This window comes from Microbacterium sp. Root322, from assembly GCF_001425645.1.
In the GTDB taxonomy this organism is placed as follows: domain Bacteria; phylum Actinomycetota; class Actinomycetes; order Actinomycetales; family Microbacteriaceae; genus Microbacterium; species Microbacterium maritypicum.
Map to the genome: position 1 here is coordinate 546,842 of NZ_LMCS01000001.1, position 22,612 is coordinate 569,453.

23 protein-coding genes and 1 tRNA gene are annotated in these 22,612 nt (G+C 68.0%); 11 read left to right on the forward strand and 13 right to left on the reverse strand.

The annotated features are described in order from the left end of the window. The first annotated feature begins 20 nt into the window (after nt 1-20). A complete protein-coding gene (locus ASC55_RS02595) occupies nt 21-626 on the forward strand; it encodes a TetR/AcrR family transcriptional regulator (RefSeq protein ID WP_055872548.1) in 606 nt (201 codons plus the stop codon). Here the strand turns inward: ASC55_RS02595 and ASC55_RS02600 are convergent. From ASC55_RS02600 to pdhA, 3 genes are read right to left on the reverse strand one after another with little or no spacing between them, the layout of a single operon-like run. Then, nucleotides 619-1,980, reverse strand: a complete 1,362-nt coding sequence (locus ASC55_RS02600; protein WP_055872549.1) for a dihydrolipoamide acetyltransferase family protein — start codon at nt 1,978-1,980, stop codon at nt 619-621. The two genes, ASC55_RS02595 and ASC55_RS02600, sit on opposite strands and share 8 nt — an antisense overlap. Continuing rightward, the gene (locus ASC55_RS02605; protein ID WP_017830651.1) at nt 1,977-2,987 is read right to left on the reverse strand and encodes an alpha-ketoacid dehydrogenase subunit beta; all 1,011 of its coding nucleotides are present in this window, start codon (nt 2,985-2,987) and stop codon (nt 1,977-1,979) included. Before ASC55_RS02605 ends, ASC55_RS02600 begins: the two co-directional genes overlap by 4 nt. Next, nucleotides 2,984-4,105, reverse strand: a complete 1,122-nt coding sequence (gene pdhA, locus ASC55_RS02610) for a pyruvate dehydrogenase (acetyl-transferring) E1 component subunit alpha (protein ID WP_055872550.1) — start codon at nt 4,103-4,105, stop codon at nt 2,984-2,986. The genes ASC55_RS02605 and pdhA overlap by 4 nt, the downstream gene beginning before the upstream one ends. 171 nt (nt 4,106-4,276) lie before the next feature. Here pdhA and ASC55_RS02615 point away from each other — a divergent pair, with 171 nt between their 5' ends. After that, nucleotides 4,277-4,750: an Lrp/AsnC family transcriptional regulator gene (locus ASC55_RS02615; protein WP_017830653.1), complete on the forward strand. Its 474-nt coding sequence runs from the start codon at nt 4,277-4,279 to the stop codon at nt 4,748-4,750. On the opposite strand, the gene ASC55_RS02620 is transcribed toward ASC55_RS02615, so the two are convergent. Beyond that, nucleotides 4,722-5,621, reverse strand: a complete 900-nt coding sequence (locus ASC55_RS02620; RefSeq protein ID WP_055872551.1) for an alpha/beta fold hydrolase — start codon at nt 5,619-5,621, stop codon at nt 4,722-4,724. The two genes, ASC55_RS02615 and ASC55_RS02620, sit on opposite strands and share 29 nt — an antisense overlap. Nucleotides 5,622-5,687: 66 nt before the next feature. On the opposite strand from ASC55_RS02620, the gene ASC55_RS02625 reads away from it, so the two are divergent. From ASC55_RS02625 to ASC55_RS02635, 3 genes are all read left to right on the forward strand, one after another. Next, nucleotides 5,688-6,428 carry a 3'-5' exonuclease gene (locus ASC55_RS02625; RefSeq protein ID WP_055872552.1) on the forward strand — a complete coding sequence of 247 codons (741 nt, stop codon included), beginning with the start codon at nt 5,688-5,690 and terminating at the stop codon, nt 6,426-6,428. 112 nt (nt 6,429-6,540) lie between these two features. Then, a complete protein-coding gene (locus ASC55_RS02630; protein WP_055872553.1) occupies nt 6,541-7,455 on the forward strand; it encodes a helix-turn-helix transcriptional regulator in 915 nt (304 codons plus the stop codon). Between the two features lie 174 nt (nt 7,456-7,629). Then, nucleotides 7,630-7,947, forward strand: coding sequence for a DUF7882 family protein (locus ASC55_RS02635; protein ID WP_055868346.1), 318 nt, complete (start codon nt 7,630-7,632; stop codon nt 7,945-7,947). Between the two features lie 44 nt (nt 7,948-7,991). On the opposite strand, the gene ASC55_RS02640 is transcribed toward ASC55_RS02635, so the two are convergent. Next, nucleotides 7,992-8,252, reverse strand: coding sequence for a DUF6458 family protein (locus ASC55_RS02640; RefSeq protein WP_055872554.1), 261 nt, complete (start codon nt 8,250-8,252; stop codon nt 7,992-7,994). Nucleotides 8,253-8,468: 216 nt separating this feature from the next. Here ASC55_RS02640 and ASC55_RS02645 point away from each other — a divergent pair, with 216 nt between their 5' ends. Continuing rightward, nucleotides 8,469-9,098, forward strand: coding sequence for a hypothetical protein (locus tag ASC55_RS02645; RefSeq protein ID WP_055872555.1), 630 nt, complete (start codon nt 8,469-8,471; stop codon nt 9,096-9,098). A 113-nt stretch (nt 9,099-9,211) separates the two neighbouring features. Here the strand turns inward: ASC55_RS02645 and ASC55_RS02650 are convergent, their stop codons facing one another. The 3 genes from ASC55_RS02650 to ASC55_RS02660 all read right to left on the reverse strand — a co-directional run bounded on the left by ASC55_RS02650 (nt 9,212) and on the right by ASC55_RS02660 (nt 10,840). Beyond that, nucleotides 9,212-10,120, reverse strand: coding sequence for a DUF6301 family protein (locus ASC55_RS02650; RefSeq protein ID WP_055872556.1), 909 nt, complete (start codon nt 10,118-10,120; stop codon nt 9,212-9,214). A gap of 81 nt (nt 10,121-10,201) precedes the next feature. Next, nucleotides 10,202-10,275 (reverse strand) — tRNA-Ile (locus ASC55_RS02655). A 28-nt stretch (nt 10,276-10,303) separates the two neighbouring features. Beyond that, the gene (locus ASC55_RS02660; RefSeq protein ID WP_055872557.1) at nt 10,304-10,840 is read right to left on the reverse strand and encodes a gamma carbonic anhydrase family protein; all 537 of its coding nucleotides are present in this window, start codon (nt 10,838-10,840) and stop codon (nt 10,304-10,306) included. Between the two features lie 130 nt (nt 10,841-10,970). Between ASC55_RS02660 and ASC55_RS02665 the strand changes: the two genes are divergently transcribed. After that, nucleotides 10,971-11,456, forward strand: coding sequence for a Dps family protein (locus ASC55_RS02665; protein ID WP_017830662.1), 486 nt, complete (start codon nt 10,971-10,973; stop codon nt 11,454-11,456). A gap of 76 nt (nt 11,457-11,532) precedes the next feature. Here ASC55_RS02665 and ASC55_RS02670 read toward each other — a convergent pair whose 3' ends face one another. The 5 genes from ASC55_RS02670 to ASC55_RS02690 are packed head-to-tail and all read right to left on the reverse strand — an operon-like array spanning nt 11,533 to nt 16,417. After that, nucleotides 11,533-13,029 carry an amidohydrolase gene (locus ASC55_RS02670; RefSeq protein WP_055872558.1) on the reverse strand — a complete coding sequence of 499 codons (1,497 nt, stop codon included), beginning with the start codon at nt 13,027-13,029 and terminating at the stop codon, nt 11,533-11,535. Then, entirely contained in the window at nt 13,026-13,670 is a 645-nt protein-coding gene (locus ASC55_RS02675) for an FMN-binding negative transcriptional regulator (protein WP_055872559.1), read from the reverse strand. Before ASC55_RS02675 ends, ASC55_RS02670 begins: the two co-directional genes overlap by 4 nt. A gap of 38 nt (nt 13,671-13,708) precedes the next feature. Continuing rightward, nucleotides 13,709-14,707, reverse strand: coding sequence for an Fpg/Nei family DNA glycosylase (locus ASC55_RS02680; RefSeq protein ID WP_055872560.1), 999 nt, complete (start codon nt 14,705-14,707; stop codon nt 13,709-13,711). 1 nt (nt 14,708) lies between these two features. Beyond that, on the reverse strand, nt 14,709-15,194 hold the full coding sequence (locus ASC55_RS02685; RefSeq protein WP_017830666.1) for a ribose-5-phosphate isomerase: 486 nt from the start codon (nt 15,192-15,194) through the stop codon (nt 14,709-14,711). Between the two features lie 38 nt (nt 15,195-15,232). Then, nucleotides 15,233-16,417: a ferrochelatase gene (locus ASC55_RS02690; RefSeq protein WP_055872561.1), complete on the reverse strand. Its 1,185-nt coding sequence runs from the start codon at nt 16,415-16,417 to the stop codon at nt 15,233-15,235. Nucleotides 16,418-16,596: 179 nt separating this feature from the next. Here ASC55_RS02690 and pepN point away from each other — a divergent pair, with 179 nt between their 5' ends. From pepN to ASC55_RS02710, 4 genes are all read left to right on the forward strand, one after another. Next, nucleotides 16,597-19,149 (forward strand): aminopeptidase N, encoded by a 2,553-nt coding sequence (gene pepN, locus ASC55_RS02695; protein ID WP_055872562.1) that lies wholly within the window; start codon nt 16,597-16,599, stop codon nt 19,147-19,149. A gap of 147 nt (nt 19,150-19,296) precedes the next feature. Continuing rightward, nucleotides 19,297-20,370, forward strand: coding sequence for a mechanosensitive ion channel family protein (locus tag ASC55_RS02700; RefSeq protein ID WP_055872563.1), 1,074 nt, complete (start codon nt 19,297-19,299; stop codon nt 20,368-20,370). Next, complete coding sequence (locus ASC55_RS02705) at nt 20,367-20,816, forward strand: globin (RefSeq protein ID WP_017830670.1); 450 nt, start codon at nt 20,367-20,369, stop codon at nt 20,814-20,816. The genes ASC55_RS02700 and ASC55_RS02705 overlap by 4 nt, the downstream gene beginning before the upstream one ends. Further along, a complete protein-coding gene (locus ASC55_RS02710) occupies nt 20,813-22,477 on the forward strand; it encodes an FAD-binding dehydrogenase (protein ID WP_055872564.1) in 1,665 nt (554 codons plus the stop codon). The genes ASC55_RS02705 and ASC55_RS02710 overlap by 4 nt, the downstream gene beginning before the upstream one ends. The last annotated feature ends 135 nt before the right edge of the window (nt 22,478-22,612 follow it).

The window sequence follows — 22,612 nt, forward strand, 5'->3', positions numbered from 1 at the left end:
GTTAGCGAGGATTAACTGAGATGACAAGCCCGGTCACAGCCCGAGACCGCGCCAAGGCCGAACGCTCCGATGCGATCCTGCACGCCGCCGCGCGCCTCTTCGCCGCGCGCGGATACAGCGGGGTGAGTCTCGAAGACATCGGCGCAGCGGTCGGCGTCTCCGGGCCGGCCGTGTACCGCCACTTCGCAGGAAAACAGGCTCTGCTGGGCGCCGTGCTCGTCAAGGTCAGTCAGGACCTGATCTCGGGCGGTCGTCGCGTCGCCGCGGAGTCGCCGAGTGCCGATCAGCGGATGCGCGCGCTGATCGGCTTCCACGTCGAGTTCGCCCTGGGCAACGCCGAGGTCATCCAGGTGCAGGACAGGGATGTCGCGTTCCTCTCCGAGGCCGATCGCGCCGAGGTCCGACGCCTCCAGCGTGCGTACATCGAGTTGTGGATGGCCGCGCTGTCGCCGCTGCAGGCGCCCGAGGGCGGCGCCGATCAGGACGAGCTGCGTCTGCGCGTGCAGGCCTGCTTCGGGCTCATCAACTCGACGCCGCACAGCACGCGCACTGCCGCCAGGCGGCACTCCGCCACCGCGACCGTGCTGATCGCGATGGCGGATGCGGCGTTGCGCGCGACTACCTGAAGAGCATCGCCCGTCCGGGCTCTTCGAGGATGTCGGCGACGTCCTTGAGGAATCGTGCTCCTTCGGCTCCGTCGACGAGGCGGTGGTCGAAGGAGAGGCTGAGCGTCATCATCTGCCGCAGCGCGATCTCGCCGTGGTGCTCCCAGGGCTGGCGACGCACCGCGCCGACGGCGAGGATCCCCGACTGGCCCGGCGGGAGGATGGGAGTTCCGGCGTCGACGCCGAAGACGCCGATGTTGGAGATCGAGAACGTGCCGCCGGCGAGTTCGGCGGGCGAGGTCTTCCCCGAACGCGCGACCTCGGCGAGCGACCGCACCGCGTCCGCCATGCCGAGCAGCGTCAGCCGCTCCGCATCCCGGATCATCGGGACGATCAGTCCGCGATCCGTCGCCGCGGCGATCCCCAGATCCACGTAGTTGTGCTGGACGATCTCGCCCGCAGCCTCGTCCCACCGAGAGTTGAGTCCCGGGGTCCGGCCCAGAGCCAGGCACACCGCCTTCGCGACCACTGTGAGCGGGCCGATCCGGTGTGCGCTGAGCGCGCGATCGTCGCGAAGACTCGACAATAGATCCATCGTGGCGGTCACATCGACCGTGTGGAAGACGGTGACATGCGGGGCGGTGAATGCGCTCTGCACCATCGCGGCCGCCGTGTGCTTGCGCACGCCGCGGATCGGGATGCGCGTCTCACGCTCCGCGTCTCCGAGCACCGCCGGAGTCGAGGGCGCCGTCGCGGGGATGCCCGACGTCTCGTCCACCGTCGCACCAGCGCGGCCCACTCGCTCCGCATAGGCATCCACGTCGCTCCGGGTGATGACCCGGTCCCCCACCTCTGCCGCGACCAGCACCAGGTCGATGCCGAGGCGCTTGGCGTGCGCACGCACCGGCGGAGTTGAGCGCGGGCGCTCGATCACCACGTCGACGGCCGCCGACGGGGTGGCATCGTGCGGCGCCGCCTCGAGGACAGCCGTGTCCACCGGGACCGGCGTGCCACCGATCCGGCGGGCGCGCCGTGCGGGCCGACCTGCACTCGTGGGGGCGGCGCCGTAGCCGACGAGGTTCGGCTGGGCCTTCTCGGCGGGGTCGGATGCCGATGCCGATGCGTCCGGCTCCTCTCCCACGACGTCGAAAGCGATCAGAGGGGCACCGACGGCGATGGTCTGGCCGGCCTCGGCGTGCAGCGTAGACACCGTGCCTTCGTAGGGAGAGGGCAGCTCGACGACCGCCTTGGCCGTCTCGACCTCGGCGAGCGTCTGGTTGAGGGTCACGGTGTCACCGGTCGCGACGAGCCAAGTCACCACCTCGGCCTCGGTCAGGCCTTCTCCGAGATCCGGAAGACGGAACTCCGCGATCATGCCTCTGCTCCCGTCAGACTGTTCGGTCGGTCCAGCACGCGATCCACGGCGTCCAGAAGCCGATCGAGGTCAGGCAGATGGTACTTCTCGAGCTTCGCGGGCGGGTATGGGATGTCATGGCCGGTGACCCGCAGCGGCGCGGACTCGAGGTACTCGAAGCAGCGCTCGGTGATGCTCGCGATCACTTCGGCGGCGACTCCCGCCTCGCGGGAGGCCTCGTGCGCCACGACCACCCGACCGGTCTTGCGCACGGACGCGGCGACCGAGTCGTAGTCGACGGGTGAGAGCGAACGCAGGTCGATGACCTCGAGGGAGATCCCCTCGTCGTCGGCGGCCTCGGCCGCCTGCAGCGCCGTGGAGACCATCGCCCCGTAGGTGATCAGTGTCGCGTCCGTTCCGGTGCGCACGACGCGCGCGAGTCCCATCGGCGGCGCATCCGCGAGCGGCGCCTCGAGGTCGACCTCGCCTTTGTGATGGTACAGACGCTTCGGCTCGAAGAAGATCACCGGGTCGTCCGACGCGATCGCCTGACGGAGACTGCGGTACGCGTCCTCCGGGTTCGACACCGCGATCACGCGCAGTCCTGCCGTGTGCACGAAGTAGGCCTCAGGAGATTCGGAGTGGTGCTCGGCTGCGCCGATGCCTCCCGCCCACGGGATCCGGATGGTGATGGGCATCTTCACGCGGCCCTGCGTGCGGTAGTGCAGCTTCGCGACCTGGGCGACGATCTGGTCGAACGCGGGGTACACGAAGCCGTCGAACTGGATCTCCACCACCGGGCGGTAGCCGCGGAACGCCAGACCGACAGCAGTCCCGACGATCCCGGACTCCGCCAGCGGTGTGTCGATCACCCGTGCCGCGCCGAACTCGTCGAGGAGCCCGTCGGTGATGCGGAACACACCGCCGAGCTTGCCGATGTCCTCACCGAGGAGCACGACCTTGTCGTCGTCGCGCATCGCTTGACGCAGGCCCGCGCCGAGTGCTTTTCCGAGAGTGAGTTCGGTCATGCCGATGCCTCGCTCTCGAACGATGCGAGATACGCGGCGTACTCGCCGCGCTGACGCTCGAGTCCGGTGTGCGGCTCGGCATAGACACCGTCGAAGACCGCGAGGGGCGGGCGCGTCACCATGCCGAGGCATGCGGCGCGCATCTCCTTCGCCACGACGTCGGCTGCCGCCTGGGTCTCCGCCTGGTGCTCGTCCGTGAGCGCTCCGGTGGCGCGCAGGTGCGCTTCCAGTCGCGCGATCGGGTCGCGCCGGCGCCAGGACTCGAGTTCGGCCTCGTCGCGGTACCGCGTCGGATCGTCCGCCGTCGTGTGCGGACCCATGCGATAAGTGACCGCCTCGATGTAGGCAGGGCCCTCGCCGGACCGTGCGTGCTCCAGCGCCCAGCGCATCGCCGCCATGCAGGCGAGGATGTCGTTGCCGTCGACGCGGACACTGGGGATGCCGAAGCCGGGTGCACGTCCGGCGATCGGATACTGCGACTGCACGGCGACAGGCTCGGAGATCGCCCAGTGGTTGTTCTGGCACACGAAGACGACGGGCGCCTGGTAGGACGCGGCGAAGATCATCGCCTCGTTGACGTCGCCCTGGCTGGTCGCGCCGTCTCCGAAGTACGTCACGGCGACCTCGTCGGCGCCGTCGTGCTGGATGCCCAGGGCGTAGCCGACGGCGTGCAGGGTCTGCGCGCCGATGATGATCTGCAAAGGAGCGACCCCGAGGGCGGCGGGGTCGTACGCGGCGCCTTCCTCTCCGCGCCACATGCGCACATAGTCGCCGGGCTGGGCGCCTCGCGCGTAGATGACTCCGGTCTCGCGGTAGCTGGGGAACACGAAGTCCTGCGTAGCGATGGCCCTCGCCGTGCCGATCTGCGTCGCCTCCTGGCCCTGGCAGGGAGCCCAGAGACCGAGCTGTCCCTGACGCTGGAGGGCGACGCCTTCTGCGTCGATCCGCCGGAGGATGACCATGTCACGCAGCAGGGAGCGCAGCTGCTCGGCATCGACGTCCGCGACGAAGGGGTCCAGCCGAGGGTTCGCGATGCGGCTTCCATCCGGGTTGAGGATGCGCTCCGAGAGCTCCAGATCCTGGGCGGTGTCTGCGATGGGGGTGATCTGCGGTGACATCGTCGTCCTCCTCGTCCTCGGCGGCCCTCGTGAGGCTCCGCGCACTGATGCCAGCGTCATCACGGGCATGGTCTGAGAGTACGTCTGGTCAACACCTCGCTCAAGCATTCTGAAACGGCTTGAGCATGTTGCTCAATTTGGGGGGATGAGGTGCTGCTAGGGTTTGGCACTATGCCAGGACTGGACCGCATCGATCTCGAGCTTCTCGCCGCCCTCGCCGACGACCCCAGGACCACCATCGTCGCGCTGGCGGAGAACTTGGGGCTCTCGCGCAACACGATTCAGGCGCGAATGGCGCGCTTGGAGCAGAGCGGGATCTTCCTGTCGTACGAGCGGTCGTTCTCGACCGATGTGCTCGGATTCCCGTTGCAGGCATTCGTCAGCATCGGCGTGCGACAGACCGAGCTCCCCCGCATCATCAACGAACTCGCCCGGATTCCGGAGGTCGTGCAGGCGCATGGCCTCAGCGGATCGATCGATCTGCTCGCACGTGTGGCCTGCCGGGATGCGCGCCACCTCTTCGACACCGACGCGCGGATCCTGTCGATCGAAGGCGTGGAACGCACCGAGACCTCACTCGCGATGGGCGAGGTGATCCCGTTCCGGGTCGCCGGACTCATCGGCCTCGCGCGACGGGAATCCTGAGGAAGCGCCGGATGGCCCCCGCCGCTTCGGCCGGGGTCTCATAGTGGATCAGATGCCCCACGTGCGCGATCTCGACCAGTGAGGCGTCGGGGAAGATCTTCGCCAGCTTCCGCTCCGCCTCGATCGGCGTGATGTCATCGCGCTCGGCCGCGACCAGCAACGTCGGGACCTCGATCTCGGGTGCGAACTCGCGGACGTCGTGGGAGACGCTCGCGACGAAGGCGTCGCGGAGCACGTCGCGGTCGGAGAACCGAGAGAAGTAGGTGTCGTGCTGGTCGTGGATGAACCGACGGAGTTCGGGGTCCTTCGTCTTGGCCATCGTGATGCTCATGACGCGGACGATGACCCGGTTGCGCAGCAGCGCGGTTCCGAAGGCTTCGGGGAGTCGGGCGCCGAGCGCGTAGTACAGCACCGCGAGACGGGTCATGAGTCCCTTCGGGCCTTCCAACGCCGGCGCCCCGATGGGGTTCAGCAGGATCAGACGAGGGGTCTGCAGTCCGCGCGCGACGGCCGCCGCGGTGACGATCGAGCCGAACGAGTGACCGAGGATCACGGCGCCCGGTGCGACCTCCGCGGCGAAGTCGGCGAGCCATCCGGCGTACTCGTCGAGATCGTGTCGGCGGCCGGGAAGAGGCGCCGACTCGCCGAATCCGGGAAGGTCGGGGGCGACCACGCGAACTTCGGGGAGGTAGGCGAGAACCGGTTCGAGGCCGTGGTGCTCGCCACGGAAGCCGTGCACCGCCATGACCGTGGTCTCGGCGTCTTCAGGGCCGTAGACCCAATATGCCGTGGTGGCACCGCGCACCTCGACCTCGTGGCGCTGCACGGGAAGGCGACGAAGACGGTCCGCGTAGGGAGATGGCACGGTCATGGTCCGAGTCTACGAGCCGCCGTGCGCCTTCTCCTGAATGTCCGCGGCCGGCCGTAGCGTGAGGGCATGCCCTCCGGATCTCCGCTCCCCGCGTGGCTCACGCGCGTCGGTGTGTTCGACCTGGAGACGACGGGCGTCGACGTCGAGTCGGATCGCGTGGTCACCGCCTATGTCGGCGTGCTCGATGCGGGGGGACGCCAGGTCGCGGCTCGCTCATGGCTCGCAGACCCCGGAGTCCCGATTCCCGAAGGAGCGACCGCTGTGCACGGCATCACCACCATGCACGCACGATCGCAGGGAAGGCCGGCGCACGAGGTCGTCGCCGAAGTCACCGCAGCGTTGCGATCGTTGTTCGATCAGGGGGTGCCGGTCGTCGCCTACAACGCATCGTACGACTTCTCCCTGCTCGCCTGTGAAGCGATCCGTCACGGAGTCGAGCCCCTCACAGACCCGGCCCCCGTGATCGATCCGCTCGTGATCGACAAGGCCTTCGACCGCTACCGTCGTGGCCGGCGCACGCTCGAAGTGGTGGCGGCGCACTATGCCGTGCCGCTGGAGAGCGCCCATGAAGCGTCTGCCGACGCCATCGCCGCCGGACGTGTCGCGCAGGCGCTCGCGCGTCAGTTCAGCCTCCCCGAATCTCCCGCGCAACTCCACACGCATCAGATCGGGTGGGCCCGATCGCAGGCGGCGAGCCTCACCGAGTACTTCGTGAGCATCGGCCGGCTCGACCCCGATGACGCGCTCGATGGTAGCTGGCCCGTTCGATCCCCTTCCCCTCACACGGATTCCTCACTCTCAGATTGACCGATTCCTCGAGCGCATCAGTGCTCTACGGCGGGGGCTCAGGTGCGGTGGGATACGCTCCGGGTGGTGCGCTTTCGAGTGGGATCGGGGCGCGAAGCACAAGGAGTAACCCATGCAGTTCACGTCCGCCGATCTGGAGCGGGTGGAGTCCACGTGGCAGCAATTCGTCCCCTCCTCGTCGCTGCAGAAGGCGGACCCGCGGAGGTTCCGATTCGACTGGCGATCCGAGGAGCTCGAGACCGCGTCCCTGATCGACTATCGCCTCGCCGCGCAGGTGCATTCGCGAGCCGAGCCGCTGGAGCAGCTCCTGGTGTGCCGTGTGGAGGCTCCTGACGCGCGCGTCTGGTCCGGGCGGGAGTCGCTGGATGCGCAATCCGTGTGGATGTCGGATGGCACCGAGGTCGAGGCGAGATGGGACCGCTCCGCTCGCGTTCGAGCCGTCGTGTTCGATCATCAGGCGGCAGAGAATCGAGCGCGGCAGATCACCGGCGACGATCGCCGAGAGCTGCGCACCACCGGGCTCGTGCCGCACTCCGCTGCCGACGCCCAGCGCTGGGAGCGCATGTTCGCGTACCTCGACCAGTCCTTGGCTGCGGGAGACACGGAACCGCTGCTGATCGCCGAGCTCGAGCGTCATGCCTTGACGGTGACCCTCTCGGCGTTCCCGACGACGTTCACGGACTCGCTGCAGCGTCCGGCACAGCGCGCCGGCGCGCCTGCGTCCGTGCGTCGAGCACTCGCCTACATCGATGCGAACGCCCATCTCGCCATCACGATCGACGATGTCGCGGCCGCGTCCTACATCTCTACACGGGGTCTGCAGTACGCATTCCGGCGCGCTCTCGACATCACGCCTGCTGATGCCCTGCGACAGGCGCGCCTTGACGGTGCCCATCGGGATCTCCGCGACGGAGACGGCCGCTCCGTGGGTGAGATCGCTCGGCGATGGGGCTTCAGCAACTCTTCCCGGTTCACCGTGGCCTACCGCGAGGCCTATGGGGCTGCGCCTTCACTGCCGTCTGCGTGACAGGGAACGAAGACTCTGTTCGCATCGGACGGCGCGTCGGACCCTGCGCCGGTCGCCGCGGGACATTGTTGGCTAGAGTTCGAATATCCCGGACCGCCTTCTCGGTCCTCCGAGCACGCCGTCGAGGAGAACCATGGTCTGTGCCCCGCACATCGTCGAATCGTCCCCCTGCTGATGGGCAGCCTCTACTACGGCGACGCGAAGACCCCGATCCAGATCGACGATCGCGCGCTTGCGCACCTGAAGGTCGTCATCGCCACGAAGCTCCGCCGCAATGAGAGCTTCACGCTCTCGTGGCGACACCCTGAAGGCGATGCGCCCGGTCGCTCGACGTTGTGGCTGCACCCCTCGATCCCGCTGCGGTTCGTGTTCCAGGACGCGGAGACGCCGGACCTGAGCCGGAGATGGATCGAGGAACTCGCGCACTCCGCGAGCTCCAGCGGTGGCATCACCCTCGTCGAGGAACACCTCGAGAGCGTCCACGCCGACTGACGGCGCCCGTCACCCTCCGGGGTCGACGCCGCCAGCCGACCGGTTCACACCGCGTCGTCGCCGGTGGAGCTCACGGAGCGACGAGTCGTCGGCGCTCCCGTCGCGGGGTCGACGACGGTGCGCGAGATCGTCTCCGTCCGACGACGACGCGCCAGCAGGACGATGCCGAGCAGGAATATGACCACTCCTGCGCCCATCAGGATGTAGCCGACCATGTCGAGGTCGACCCAGGCGACGTCGACGTTGATCGCGAAGACGAGGATCGCCCCGATCACGAAGAGCGCGATTCCGCTGCCGATGCTCATGGTGCCTCCCGTTCTGCGGCGCGGTGCCGCACCTTCGAACAATGGCGCGGTGTCCAGCCGGGCGGGAGGGGCTTGACAGCCGACGAACCGCGCGTTCCGGTGGTTTCCGGCGAACCCCTACCACCGGTCGACCTGCCGTCGTGCAGATGCCGTGACGACGATCGCGAGACCTGCCACCTGTCGGACACGCGAGAATGGTGGAGAAGGGATGGTCAGATGAGTTTCGCCCCGTTGAGGTCCACACACCGCAATCTGTATTCCTGGTTCGCCACGCGCCCTGATCTGTTCGCGTCGGAGTCGTCACCGCGCAAAAGGGCGGTCTGGACCGTCGTCGCCGTGGTCATGGTCGTCTTGTCACTGGTGATCTACCTCAATGCGGAGGCGACCGTTGAGCTCCTCGGGGGCCGGGTGAAGGGCGGCCTGGCGATCGCCGGGGCGTTCGCGCTCCCCCCGGTGCTGCTCGTCGTCAGCGTCGTGATGATCTTCGTCGGCTCTCGCCGATGGCGGGTCAAGGGAGGTGGTGTGCTGACGAATCCGGTGATCTACGGCGTCGACGGCTCGTTCCCGATACGCCCGCTTCTCGAGGCGATCCGGAACGGGCACACCGACGCTGCCGAGATCACCGAGGGTTTCGCCGCGGCGCAGGACAGCCTCGGAGACGACCTGCTCCTCTCCATCTGGTCATCTGACGCTGACCGGATCATGTACGTCGGTGTACTCCGGGTCGATGGCGACGCGGTGTGGTTGGACGAACAGCCTTTCCGTGTCGGCAGGGCAGACTACTTCGACGCGAAGGCTCTCGCCGCGGCCGCCTCGCGGCGCCCACCCCGCGTGGCAGGCGCCTGACCACACCTGTTCCGGCAGGGCACTGGATCAGCGCACAGCGACGAGGAAGACCCGATCGCAGACCTCACGGAGCGCACGGCGCAAGCGGCTCTCGAACTCACTGCCGTCGGCCATCAACGGTTGCCGCTCTTGCGTGAGAGCTCGGCGCCCTGAGGCGTCTCGTACATCGCCGTGAGCCCCTTGGGCAGGAAGGTGAACTCGATCCGACCTCCGCCGGCGACATCCCAGTGCGCCGCCACGGTGTCCTCGAAGTCCGTCATCGTCGGCGTGCCCCAGCGGCTCTCACCTTCGCGGACCATCAGCGTGAAGGCGTCGCCGAGGAAGGCCGTGGATTCCGGCGTCACATCGCGGATCGTGTCGGACACGTCGAGACTCAGATCCATCATCACGTTCTTGTGGTCGATCATCATCACATCGGTGACCGTGAACCCCGACACGGTGTTCATCAGATAAGAGGTGCCGTCTTCGACCTCGATCGTCCACCCGAAGCGATCGACGGCCAACTTCTGCGCCTCGTCCCGCGTCAGCGGCCAGGACGCGCTCGCCCAGAATTCCATGGTGTCGCACAGCTCAGCGGCATTCATCGCCTTCCACGCCACGGCTTGGAGCGGGTGGCGCGTCGCCGTCGCGTCGAGCCCTTCCGCATCGACCCAGCGCTGCCAGCCGTCACGGACGTTCCCGTCCCACCCGTCGCCCCAGACGAAACGACTGTCGGAGGTACCGATGAGCACCTGTCCATCGCGCATCTGACTCGCCTGGTACTCGCCGCCATCGAGCCGCACTGTCCACCACCAGCGAGCGAGCTGATCCACCACAGAGACAGGCACCCGGATCAGATCGGCAGAGTCCGCACGGTCGACCGACACTTCAGGGGTCCCAGCGGGCACATCCGCTCGGCGCGCGGTGACATAGTCGACAGGGGCGCCCAATGTTCCGGCCTGCGTGATGGACAGGAGTGCGACCTCGACACCGCCGATGTGGCCGAAGAGCCCCGGTGGGTGAGCCGTGCTGTGTTCTGTCATCGTCTTCCTCAGGGCGGGGCTTCAGCCATGGTGCCGGCACGGGAGTGCGGGCGGTGGTGTGGCGCTCGGCGAGAGTTCGAGTAGGGCGGGCGGGACTTGAACCCGCGATCGTTGGGTTATGAGCCCACTGCCTTAACCAGCTTGGCCACCGCCCCGTACCCTTTCAGCCTAGCGGCCGGGCGCTCACACCCGCGTAGCCGCGGAATGCGTCTGCGAGTGCCCGAGGTAGATGTCGGCGTTGGCGATGAGCCCCGCGCGTTCCTCGTCGGTGAGGGCCCGTCGCACCTTCGCGGGGACCCCCGCGACGAGAGAACCGGGAGGGATCTCCGTCCCCCCGAGCACGACCGCTCCCCCCGCGATGAGGCAGCCGTTACCGATCACCGCGCCGCTGAGGATGACCGATCCCATCCCGACCAGTGTGCCGTCGCCGATCGTGCAGCCGTGGACGACCGCGTTGTGGCCCACCGACACCTTCGAGCCGATCACGACGGGGTGACCCGAGTCCACGTGGACCGAGACGTTGTCCTGCACGTTGGAGCCCGGTCCGATGACGATCCCCGCGGAATCTCCCCGGAGGACGGCGTTGTACCAGACGCTGCATCCGGCGGCGAGGGAGACGTCGCCGACGATGCGCGCGCCGTCGGCGACGAACGCCGTCGCGTCGATCGACGGTGTGGTGTTCGGCAGGGAGAGGACAGAGGCTCCGGACGCGATGCTCATGAGGGGAGACTACCCTCACTTCCGCGGAATCACGCGGAAGTGAGCCGAGCCTCAGCTTGCTTGCGGAATGTCTGAGGCTGAGTAGCGTTGTCTCCATCAGATACGAGTAACCGTTCCGGAGGAGCACAAGATGAGCAAGGCACAGACCGTTTCCACTACCGCCATCGACCCGACCGTGGCTGCAGGGGCGGCCCAGTTCCTCTCCCCTGTCGTCCTCGGCCTGCAGGCGCTGACCGTCAACGGCAAGCAGGCCCACTGGCACGTGCGTGGCGCGAACTTCATCGGCGTCCACGAGCTGCTCGACACCATCGTCGCCCACGCCGGCGACTTCGCCGACACGGCCGCTGAGCGGATCGTCGCGCTGGGACTCCCGATCGACGCGCGCGTGAGCGCTGTCGCCGACAAGGCGGGATCCACCTCGGTCGCGGCCGGCTTCGCCCAGTCCGACGAGCTGATCCGCGCCGTCATCTCGGACATCGACGCCATCTTGGTCGACGTCAAGGCGGCTGTCGAAGGACTCGACGAGGTCGACCTCACCAGCCAGGACGTCGCGATCGAGATCCAGCGCGGTCTCGAGAAGGACCGTTGGTTCCTCGTCTCGCACATCGCTGCGTGATCTCAGATATCGCCTGACCTGAGAAGGGGCGGTGCTCGGTCCTCCGAGCACCGCCCCTTCTTCGTTGCAGGAACGATCAGAGGACGTGTGTGACGTACCCCGCGAGAAGGGTGGAGACGATGGGCATGGACCGCAGCCCCTGCCCCGTCGCCGCTCGAGGATCCGCGGCGCACAGCACGATGTCGGCGGGTTCGCCGGGACGCAGCGACGAACGAACGCTCGCCTCGAGCGCCTGGTCGACGGTGATCCGCTCCTCCGGATGCCAGGCGGCCCGATCGTCGTCGGTGCGCGACACCGCGGCTGAGATGGCGTGCCAGGGGTCGAGCTCGGCGACCGGTGCATCCGACCCGAAGCGCAACTGCGCACCGGCGTCACGCAACGAGGCGAGCGGGTAGCCGATGGCGGTCTGCTCGGCCCAGTGACGATCCACCAGGTCACGGTCGTCCACGGCATGCTGCGGCTGGACGCTGGCGATCACGCCCAGACGGGCGAAACGGGCGAGATCGGTGTGCCGCACGAGCTGCACGTGCTCGATCGAGCCGACGGCGCCCGTCGTGGTGAACGCGTCGAGAGCAGAAGTGATCGCCCGGTCGCCGATCGCGTGCACGGCCACGCCCAGCCCCGCACCGGTCGCACGGGTGAGGAGTGCGACGAGCTCGTCCGACGGCACGGTGAGCATCCCGAAGTTGTCGGGATCGCCCGGATACGAGTGCGAACACGCTGCCGTTCGTGTGCCCAGAGAACCGTCCGTGATGACCTTGAGAGGTCCGACATGCACGAGCCCTCGTGCGGGAGCCGGGACATCGCCCTCTTCGCGGAGCTCTCCGGTGCGCAGCCCGGCACTGATCGCCCGTTCGAGGTCGAAGGGGTACATCGCGAACTCGACGCGATGCGAGGAGAAACCGGCCTGGACCCGTCGCGGCCAGGCTTCCGCACTCCACGCCATGTCGAAGTCGACGAGCCCGGTGATACCGCGTGCGGCCGCCTGTTCGCCTGCACGCATCATCGCGCGATCGCCGTGGGCTGAGTCGACGGCGTTGAGGCGCCGCGAGATCTCGAAGGCGTCGGTCTCGCGCAGCACGCCGTCCTCACTGCGGAAACCTTCGCGCACGAGAGCCGTGCTGTTCAACCAGACGCTGTGGACATCGGCGTTGATGAGATACGTCGGAACATCGCCGGTCGCGGCGTCCAGGAGCTCGAGGGAGGGCCGATCCGACCAGAGCGCATCACGGAAGCCGGTCCCGACGCGTCGTCCATCCGGCAGCGGGGCGATGCCCCTCATCGCCGCAGCGGCGCCGGCGGCGGATTCCGCCCCGCCGAGCGGCGCCCGCTCCGATGTCAGCGCCCACTGGACCGTGTGGACGTGGTTGTCCCAGAGCCCGGGAACGGCCCACGCGCCGTCGGCGTCGATGACCGCGCCGTGTGCCGGCAGAGCACCTGTCGGGGCGATGTCGATGATGCGCCCGTCGGCGATGAAGATGTCCACGGGCTCTTCATCCATGAGGAACTCGCGCCCGGGGCCGGCGATGCGCACGCCGGTGATCGTGTCGATCGCCACTCCACGTTCGGTCACTGCTGTCGTCCTCCTCGGCGCGCATCCTGCGCGCGTCGCATCTCCGCGGCGAGAGCCGGGTTCGAATACGGTCCGTCGGTCGAGAGCGCGGCGATGACCGTCTCGATCGTCTCCGGCGGCTTGTTCTGGCTGAGCTTCCTCTTGGCGACGACGCGGGTCGGCCGCAACCGGAAGCCCACGGTTCCCGAGGCGAGGCGCTCGACGTAGGCCGGGTCGTTCGGGCGTTCCCACATCCGTCGCGGCTCGGGCATCCGGGCTTCGAAGCGTGCCACGAGCTGATCCAGCACGACGAGGTTCTCTTCATCGGTCAGGATCTCGGGCACGCCGGCCAGGTGCACCGCGGTGTAGTTCCAGGTCGGCACCGCAGGGACATCGCCGTACCAGCCGGGCGAGACGTAGCCGTGCGGGCCCTGGAACACCACGAGCATCTCTCGATGCCCCATCCCGTGGATGAGGTCGTCCGGGCGCCCGACGTGTCCCACGACGGTGAGGTCGTCGCACGCGTCGTCGAGCAGCACGGCGTAGTGGGAGGCGACGAGTCCGTCATCGCCTGCGCTCATGATCGTCGCCCAGGGATTCGCCTCGATGACACGGCGGATCTCGGTCTCATCGGCCAGCGTGAAGCTGGGGTTCTGTCGCATGGGATCAGCCTAGAGCGGTGCAGGGACCTCGAGCGGGCTCACGCCTGACAACGAGGGCACCAGTAGAGCTTGCGCGCACCGATCTCCTCGAGGGCGATCTCCGTTCCGCAGATCCGACAGGGCAGTCCCGCACGGTGATACACCCAGTGCCGGTCGTCCCGATTGGCCATGGCCGCCCGGTAGTCGTCGCCCGTGAGGCCGTCCATCGTCATCATCTGGCCGGTCTCGACACCGATCGCGAGAAGGCGCACCCAGTCTGCCCAGAGCGCGCGCACGACGTCTTCCGGCACGTCCCTACCCGGAGTGTGCGGGTTCAACCGCTGGCGGAAGAGCATCTCTGCCCGATACACGTTGCCGATCCCGCTCACGACCGACTGGTCCATCAGCAGCAGCGCGATGACCGTCGACTTCTTCTTGACTGCGCGAACGAATCGCTCCTCGTTCTCGACCGGGTCGCCGACCAGGGGATCCGGTCCCAGCTTGGCCACCGTGGCGAGCATCTCCTCGGGAGTCTGTAGCACACAGGCGGTGGGCCCTCGAAGATCGGCCGCGGTGATATCGGTCATCAGCCGCAGACGGACCTGCCCGACGACGGGCGGGGGCCACTGCATCCCGTCGTCGGCCAGCCCCTTCGTCTGCTCCGACATGCGCACGTGCACTCGGGTGCGCCGCGGGGCCCCGATCGACGCGAGAGAGTTCTCGCCGGCTTCGTCGAGGATCGGCTGGTCGAGCACGGTCCCCCGCTGATTCGTCTGGCCCATCCGTCCGTTGGCCGAGGCGATGGTCGGGTCGACGATGATCTCACCCGCGAAATCCCACGCCCCGTATAGACCGAGATGCACCCGGAGCCAGAGGTCGCCCTCCGTCTCGAGGAACATCTGCTTGCCGACGGCCTGCACGCTGACCGCCTCGCGACCGTCGAGAACGGAGGCGCCCTCGGCGAATCGTCCCTGCGGACTGGATGCGCTCAGGGTCTTTCCGACGAAGTTGCGGTCGAACTGTCGAGCGATCCGATGGACGGAATGACCCTCGGGCATCTCAGGCCCGCGGGTCCGGGAGCAGAGAGCCGTCTCGTTCGAAGTCCGCGATCTGGCCGATGCGGCGCACGTGGCGCTCGTCACCGGAGAACGGCGTCTCGATGAAGCGGTCGATGAACGACGTCACCTCGTCGTACGTGTGCTGACGGGCGCCGATGGAGATCACGTTGGCGTCGTTGTGCTCTCGCGCGAGTTCCGCCGTCGACAGATTCCAGACGAGTGCCGCACGCACGCCCTCGACCTTGTTCGCGGCGATCTGCTCACCGTTGCCCGAGCCGCCGAAGACGACACCCAGTGCGTCCACGCCGGCACGCTGGTCGGCGATGACCGCCTGCGCCGCTCGGATGCAGAAGGCGGGGTAGTCGTCGACAGCGTCGTACTCGATCGGCCCATGATCGACGACATCGTGTCCGGCAGCGCGCAGATGTCCCTGCAGCTGGGTGGAGAAGTCGAGTCCCGCGTGGTCGGTGGCGATGTGGATGCGCATGATTCCCATCCTAGAAGCGTGCGCGGGTCAGCGAGAGGTCACGGGGCGACACCGGCAGCGGCCGGCTTGAAGCCCGCGCGGATGTTCTCGCAGCAGCCGGGCCGGCAGACATCGAAGCCCCCGGGGAGAGAGGTCACGTGCGCACGCTCTTCGTTGGGGCGTCCCTGGAGGCGCTCCTCGATCAGGTCGACGATGCCGGAGACGAATGCCGGCGACACTCCAGGAGTCGGAGTGCGTGTGAAGGAGAGGCCCGCTTCCTCCGCAGCCTCCGCCGCCTCGGTGTCGAGGTCCCACAGCACCTCCATGTGGTCGCTCATGAATCCGACCGGGACGACGGCGACGGCCTTGCGGCCACGATCGGGCAGCTCGCCGATCACATCGCACACGTCCGGCTCGAGCCAGGGCTGCGATGCGGGGCCGGAGCGGGACTGGTACACGAGTTCCCACGACACATCGGCGGCCGCCGGAACGGTCTGGCGAACGCGGTCCATGACCCACGCGGCGACGGCGAGGTGCTGCGCGGCGTATGCGCCACCCTCTCCCCATTCGATGTCCCGGGCTCCGGAACGCTCGGCGTCGGCGGTCGGGATGCTGTGGGTCGAGAACAGGATCTGGATGTCCGCTGCCGGGATGCCCTCGGCGAGGAAGCCCTCGACAGCCTCACGCACGCCGGTCTCGAAAGCCTCGACGAAGCCGGGGTGATCGTAGAACGGACGGATCTTGTCGATCGTCACCGTCTCACCCAGACCGGTCTCCTCCAGGACGCGGGCGAAGTCCTCGCGATACTGGCGGCAGCTGGAGAACGAGCTGTAGGCGCTGGTGGCGAAGGCGAGGAGGGTGTTGTGACCGTTGGCCGAGGCCTCGGTCACGACCTCTTCGAGGTACGGGGCCCAGTTGCGGTTGCCCCAGTAGACGGGGAGCGTGATCCCGCGCTCGATGAGGGCCTTCTCCAGCGCCTCCTTGAGGACGCGGTTCTGGCCGTTGATCGGGCTCACCCCGCCGAAGTGGCGATAGTGGTGCGCGACCTCCTCGAGCCGTTCGTCGGGGATTCCCCGACCGCGCGTCACGTTCCTGAGGAACGGGATCACATCATCCTGGCCCTCCGGCCCGCCGAACCCGGCGAGCAGGATCGCGTCGTAGGCGGCAGGCGTGTTCACGTAAGGGGCACCACCGGCGGTAGCAGGCGAGGCAAAGGGGACGACATTCGGCTCGATCGCAGTCACGCATCCATCTTCCCACCTCGGAGGGGTCCGGGCGTGCGCGCACGCGTCGTTTCCCGACGTCGCGCTCCCGTGGCCGATGCGAGGAGGCATCCGTCGCGAAGGCGTAGGCTGTCATGGTTGCCGTCGGCGCCAACTGCGCCCAGCCCCGGTGACATCCCCTCACCCCTGGGAGTACAGCTGTGCCTGGAGAGAACCTCACCCGTATCGAAGCGCAGGAGCGCCGCGACGTCATCGACACGCAGTCGTATGAGGTCGCCCTCGATCTGACGAAGGGCCCCGAGGTGTTCGGCTCCCGCAGCGTGGTGCGCTTCACCGCGACGCCGGAGGGCTTCACCTTCATCGACCTGATCGCCCGCGACGTGCGCGAGATCTCGCTCAACGGCGAGCAGCTCGACCCGAACGAGGTCTTCGCCGACTCGCGCATCGCGCTCACCGGTCTGCAGGCCGAGAACGTCCTCGTCGTGGACGCCGACTGCGAGTACACGAACACCGGAGAAGGGCTCCACCGCTTCGTCGACCCCGTGGACGGGGAGGTCTATCTCTACTCCCAGTTCGAGGTGCCCGACTCGCGTCGTGTCTTCGCCGTCTTCGAGCAGCCCGACCTCAAGGCGACGTTCCAGTTCACGGTGACGGCCCCTGCCGCATGGAAGGTCGTCTCCAACTCCCCCACCCCCGAGCCCATCGTCCATGACGACGACGTCACCGCCACGTGGGGCTTCGAGCCGACCCCGCGTATCTCCTCGTACATCACGGCGCTCGTCGCCGGCCCGTACGAGTCGACCTTCTCGGAGCTCACCAGCGCCTCCGGACGTGTCATCCCCCTGGGCGTGTACGGCCGCAAGAGCCTGTGGCAGCACCTCGATGCCGATTACATCTTCGACAAGACCCGCGAGGGCTTCGCCTACTTCGAGTCGAAGTTCGGTGTCCCGTACCCCTTCGCCAAGTACGACCAGCTCTTCGTGCCGGAGTTCAACGCCGGCGCGATGGAGAACGCCGGTGCCGTCACCTTCACCGAGACCTACGTGTTCCGCAGCAAGGTCACCGACGCGGTCAAGGAGCGTCGCGTCGTCACGATCCTGCACGAGTTGGCGCACATGTGGTTCGGTGACCTCGTCACCATGAAGTGGTGGAACGACCTCTGGCTCAACGAGTCGTTCGCCGAGTGGGCGTCGACCATCGCCACCGCCGAGGCCACCGAGTGGACAGAAGCCTGGACGACCTTCAACGCCATGGAGAAGACCTGGGCCTACCGCCAGGACCAGCTCCCCTCCACCCACCCGATCGTCGCCGAGATCAACGACCTCGAAGACGTGCAGGTCAACTTCGACGGCATCACCTACGCCAAGGGCGGCTCGGTCCTCAAGCAGCTGGCCGCGTGGGTGGGCATCGAGGCGTTCTTCGCCGGAGTCTCGCAGTACTTCCAGAAGCACTCCTGGGGCAACACCGAGCTGAGCGACCTGCTCTCCGAGCTCGAAGCCACCAGTGGCCGCGACCTCAGCACGTGGTCGAAGAAGTGGCTCGAGACCGCGGGCGTCAACACGCTCGAGCCCGTCATCGCCGAGAGCCACGACGGCACCATCTCGCGCTTCGCGATCACGCAGACCGCCCCGGCGGACTACCCGACGATCCGTCCGCACCGCCTCGGCATCGGCTTCTACACGCTCACGGACGGCTCGCTCACCCGCACCCACTACCTCGAGGTCGACGTCGACGGCGACCGCACCGAGGTGCCCGAGCTGCAGGGCCTCGCCCGCCCCGACCTCGTGCTGCTCAACGACAACGACCTCGCCTACGCGAAGATCCGCCTCGACGAGAAGTCGCTCGCCACGGCGATCGCCCACCTCGCCGACATCCACGACCCGCTCGCCCGCTCGCTCGTGTGGGGTGCCGCGTGGGACCAGACCCGCGACGCCGAGACCGGCGCTTCGGAGTACATCGACCTCGTGCTGGGCAACATCGGCCGCGAGACCGAGTCGACGACCGTGCGCACCACGCTGAGCCAGCTGCGCACCGCGGCGACTCTCTACGTCGTCCCCGCGGATCGCGAGGCGGCACGACTCAAGGTCGCCGACGGCCTGTGGAGCCTCGCAGAGGCCGCGGAGCCGGGGAGCGACAGCCAGCTGCAGTTCGTCACCGCGTTCGCGAACGCCCTGGTCACCCCGGAGCACGCCGGCATCGTCGGGCGTCTGCGCTCCGGTGAGGACACGCTGCCCGGGCTCGAGGTCGACGCCGACCTGAACTGGCAGCTCCTCGTCGGGCTGGCATCGATCGGCGCGACCGATGCCGCGACGATCGATGCCGCCCTCGCGGCCGACAACACGGCCAAGGGCGGAGAGTTCGCCGCTCAGGCCCGTGCCTCGCTCCCGGATTCGGCATCGAAGAAGGCCGCGTGGGCGTCGCTCATCGAACGCGACGACGCCCCCAACACGATCGTCCGCTCCGCAGCGCTCGGGTTCACGCACCCGGCCGGCGCCGCAGTGCTGGGCGAGTTCGTACCGGCCTACTTCGACATGCTGCTCCCGGTCTGGGAATCGCGCACCTACCAGATCGCGCAGTACCTGATCGTCGGACTCTTCCCCACGGCTCTGGCCGACGTCGCGCTGCGCGATGCGACCCGTGGCTGGCTCGCCGCCCACCAGGACGCGGCGCCCGCGCTGCGCCGTCTCGTGCTCGAGAACCTGGCGGACGTGGAGCGCGCTCTGGCCGCACAGGCGCGCGACGCCGAGGACTGATCCCGAAGCACCCCTGAAGACGGAGACCATCGGTCCCGCACTCTCCGTGTCCATGAACGACACCGCGAGCCGGGACGGGTGGTCTCCGTTCTTGTCGGGCACATCCACCCAGCCCGCGCAGAGACCCGATCGCTAGGATCGTGAGTGATGATTCTCCCCTTCGCTGACACCGACCCATCCGCGGAAATCCCCCTCCCCGAGTGGGTGAAGGCGCTGCTCGCCTGGCTCGGTGCGGCCGGTATGAAGGCCCTCACGGTCGCCATCATCATCGCCAGCTGTGTCGTGATCGGCCTCGTTCTGCGCATAGTCATCCGACGTGTCGTGCACCGTATCGTCGACAGCGCCAAGAACAAGGCGTCGGTCGACGACACGCAGGCCCTCGAACGATCCCCCCTCGCCGACATGCGCCTCGTGCAGCGCACGCGCACGCTGGGGACGATCCTGCAGAACATCGTCAACGTGATGCTCGTCGTCATCGCGATCGTGCTCATCGTGAACGCGATCGACAACAGCCTCCTCGGCTCCCTGACCCTCCTGACCGCTGCCGTCGGCGCCGGCCTCGGCTTCGGCGCCCAGAACATCGTCAAGGACGTGCTCAACGGCATGTTCATCGTCGCCGAAGACCAGATCGGCATCGGCGACGTGGTCGATCTCGGTCTCGCGAGCGGCGTCGTCGAGTACGTCAGCGTGCGCATCACCCAGGTGCGCGACGTCAACGGCACCCTCTGGTACGTGCGCAACGGCGAGGTCACCCGCATCGGCAACATGTCGCAGGGCTGGGCGCGTTCCATCATCGACCTGGGCGTCCCCGCCGACTCCGACCTGGAGCAGGTCGAGCACATCATGCTCGATACGGCGCAGGGGCTGGCGAAGGATCCGAAGTGGCGCACGCGCATCATCGAGAAGCCGGAGCTGTGGGGGCTCGAGTCCATCGACGGCGATGCGCTCGTGGTGCGCATCGTGATCAAGGCCCGCGCCAACGCGAAGGACGACGTCGCCCAGGAGCTGCGGCGTCGACTGCGCGCCGCCCTGCTCGAGAAGGAGATCGGCGTTCCGCGCATGGTCGACGTCGTGCCGACCGGCCTCGACGGGGCGCGTCGCGTGCGCGGAGCGAATCCGCCCAAGACCCGGCCGAATGCCGTGACCGGCGTCCCGATCATCCCCGACCGCGGGATCTGGCGCCGCAAGAAGCCGAACGACGACGGGAGCACCCAGAAGTGACCTTCTACGACGAGATCGGCGGGCACGACACGTTCGCGAAGATCGTCTCGGTGTTCTACCGCGAGGTCGCGCTCGACCCGGTGATGAAGCCGATGTACCCCGAAGAAGACCTGGGCCCCGCGGAGGATCGCCTGCGGATGTTCCTCGAGCAGTACTGGGGCGGTCCCACGACCTACGGCGAGACGCGCGGACACCCGCGGCTCCGTATGCGGCACATGCCCTTCCGCATCGACGCGGACGCGCGCGATCGTTGGCTTCGTCACATGCGAACAGCTGTGGACGAGGCGCAGTTGTCCCCCCTGCACGAAACCACGCTGTGGGACTACCTGGAGCGGGCCGCCTATGCCATGGTGAACTCACTCGAGCCTTCCGGGATCGGTGCCGGTCCGGGTGGTCGCCCGACGCTCGAGGCCCGATCACGTCAGGAATCAACGGAGAACTCATGACGACGACACCCCTGTCTGCAGACGTCCTTGTGATCGGATGGGGGTTGGCCGGCCTCGTCGCGGCGGCGGAGGCACTCGATGCCGGACGGCGCGTCATCCTGGTGGATCAGGAGCCCCGCACGAATCTCGGCGGTCAGGCCTGGTGGTCTTTCGGGGGCCTGTTCTTCATCGACTCCCCGGAGCAGCGACGCCTCGGCATCAAGGACTCCCTCGAACTCGCGACCCAGGACTGGTTCGGTAACGCCGGATTCGATCGCGACGAAGACGAATGGCCCCGCCGCTGGGCGCAGGCGTACCTGCAGTTCGCGGCCGGCGAGAAGCGCGCCTGGCTTCGAGAACGCGGCGTCGGCTTCTTCCCCGTCGTCGGCTGGGCGGAGCGCGGCGGCTACGGGGCGATCGGACCGGGCAACTCCGTCCCCCGCTTCCACATCACCTGGGGCACCGGACCGGGCATCGTCGCCCCCTTCGCGGCAGCCGTCGAGCAGGGCGAGCGGGACGGACGGCTCACGATCCTTCCGCGTCACCGCGTCGGCGAGCTGACCGTCGCGGACTGCACCGTCACCGGTGCACGAGGGGACATCCTCGCAACCAGCGGTGCGGAGCGCGGTGTGCCTTCATCTCGCGAGGTGATCGGCGAATTCCAGATCTCGGCGACCGCCACGATCGTGTGCTCAGGAGGGATCGGCGGCAGCCACGATCTCGTGCGAGCGGCGTGGCCCGAACGGCTCGGCACCGCACCCGACCACATGCTCACGGGGGTGCCGGCATATGTCGACGGTTCGATGCACCGTGTGAGCGAAGTCGCGGGTGCCCGCCTGATCAACGGCGACCGCATGTGGCACTACGTCGAGGGCATCACCAACTGGGATCCGGTGTGGCCTTCGCACGGGATCCGCATCCTGCCCGGCCCCTCGTCTCTGTGGCTGGATGCCACCGGAAAGCGGCTCCCCGTGCCGCTGTTCCCCGGCTTCGACACCCTCGGCACACTCGAGCACCTGCGAACGACAGGCCACGACCACTCCTGGTTCGTCACGTCGCGTCAGATCGTCGAGAAGGAGTTCGCCCTGTCCGGCAGCGAGCAGAACCCCGACCTCACCGGGAAGGATGTCGGACTCCTCCTGAAATCCCGCCTCGCCAAGGGACCGACGGGTCCGGTGCAGTCCTTCCTCGACGAGGGCGAGGACTTCATCGTCGAGAACGATCTCGACTCGCTGCTCGAACAGATGCAGAAGCATCCTGGCGGCGAGCTCCTCGACCTCGACAACGTCCGGCGCGAGGTCGAGGCTCGCGACCGCGAGATGGAGAACGACTTCACGAAGGACGCGCAGATCGGCATGCTGCGGTCGATGCGCGGCTACCGCGGCGACAAGCTCATCCGGACCGCAGCCCCGCACCGCCTTCAGGATCCTGCGGCGGGGCCGCTCGTCGCCGTGAAATTGCATGTGCTCACGCGCAAGTCCCTCGGCGGTATCAACACGGATCTCGAAGGCCGCGCCCTGAACGCCGCAGGCGAACCGATCCCGGGTCTCTACGCGGCCGGTGAGGCGAGCGGCTTCGGCGGCGGCGGCGTGCACGGCTACCGGGCACTCGAGGGAACCTTCCTCGGCGGCTGCCTCTTCTCCGGTCGCACCGCGGGGCGCGCAGCCGCACTCGCCGTCTGAGTCGCGGGGCGAGGTCCGAGGCACGGGCCCCAGTTCTCCTGGTGGCGTCGTTCCGGGGATCCGTCGCACTTGTTCGGGGTATCCCGAAGACATGGCGTTCCACGTCGAACCGCCCGGCCGTGCTGCTTACGGTGG

Excerpts from the sequence above, each read along its gene's own strand:
- ASC55_RS02595 (WP_055872548.1), top strand. The coding sequence starts at position 21 with ATGACAAGCCCGGTCACAGCCCGAGACCGCGCCAAGGCCGAACGCTCC.
- ASC55_RS02600 (WP_055872549.1), bottom strand. The coding sequence starts at position 1,980 with ATGATCGCGGAGTTCCGTCTTCCGGATCTCGGAGAAGGCCTGACCGAG.
- ASC55_RS02605 (WP_017830651.1), bottom strand. The coding sequence starts at position 2,987 with ATGACCGAACTCACTCTCGGAAAAGCACTCGGCGCGGGCCTGCGTCAA.
- pdhA (WP_055872550.1), bottom strand. The coding sequence starts at position 4,105 with ATGTCACCGCAGATCACCCCCATCGCAGACACCGCCCAGGATCTGGAG.
- ASC55_RS02615 (WP_017830653.1), top strand. The coding sequence starts at position 4,277 with ATGCCAGGACTGGACCGCATCGATCTCGAGCTTCTCGCCGCCCTCGCC.
- ASC55_RS02620 (WP_055872551.1), bottom strand. The coding sequence starts at position 5,621 with ATGACCGTGCCATCTCCCTACGCGGACCGTCTTCGTCGCCTTCCCGTG.
- ASC55_RS02625 (WP_055872552.1), top strand. The coding sequence starts at position 5,688 with ATGCCCTCCGGATCTCCGCTCCCCGCGTGGCTCACGCGCGTCGGTGTG.
- ASC55_RS02630 (WP_055872553.1), top strand. The coding sequence starts at position 6,541 with ATGCAGTTCACGTCCGCCGATCTGGAGCGGGTGGAGTCCACGTGGCAG.
- ASC55_RS02635 (WP_055868346.1), top strand. The coding sequence starts at position 7,630 with ATGGGCAGCCTCTACTACGGCGACGCGAAGACCCCGATCCAGATCGAC.
- ASC55_RS02640 (WP_055872554.1), bottom strand. The coding sequence starts at position 8,252 with ATGAGCATCGGCAGCGGAATCGCGCTCTTCGTGATCGGGGCGATCCTC.
- ASC55_RS02645 (WP_055872555.1), top strand. The coding sequence starts at position 8,469 with ATGAGTTTCGCCCCGTTGAGGTCCACACACCGCAATCTGTATTCCTGG.
- ASC55_RS02650 (WP_055872556.1), bottom strand. The coding sequence starts at position 10,120 with ATGACAGAACACAGCACGGCTCACCCACCGGGGCTCTTCGGCCACATC.
- ASC55_RS02660 (WP_055872557.1), bottom strand. The coding sequence starts at position 10,840 with ATGAGCATCGCGTCCGGAGCCTCTGTCCTCTCCCTGCCGAACACCACA.
- ASC55_RS02665 (WP_017830662.1), top strand. The coding sequence starts at position 10,971 with ATGAGCAAGGCACAGACCGTTTCCACTACCGCCATCGACCCGACCGTG.
- ASC55_RS02675 (WP_055872559.1), bottom strand. The coding sequence starts at position 13,670 with ATGCGACAGAACCCCAGCTTCACGCTGGCCGATGAGACCGAGATCCGC.
- ASC55_RS02680 (WP_055872560.1), bottom strand. The coding sequence starts at position 14,707 with ATGCCCGAGGGTCATTCCGTCCATCGGATCGCTCGACAGTTCGACCGC.
- ASC55_RS02685 (WP_017830666.1), bottom strand. The coding sequence starts at position 15,194 with ATGCGCATCCACATCGCCACCGACCACGCGGGACTCGACTTCTCCACC.
- ASC55_RS02700 (WP_055872563.1), top strand. The coding sequence starts at position 19,297 with ATGATTCTCCCCTTCGCTGACACCGACCCATCCGCGGAAATCCCCCTC.
- ASC55_RS02710 (WP_055872564.1), top strand. The coding sequence starts at position 20,813 with ATGACGACGACACCCCTGTCTGCAGACGTCCTTGTGATCGGATGGGGG.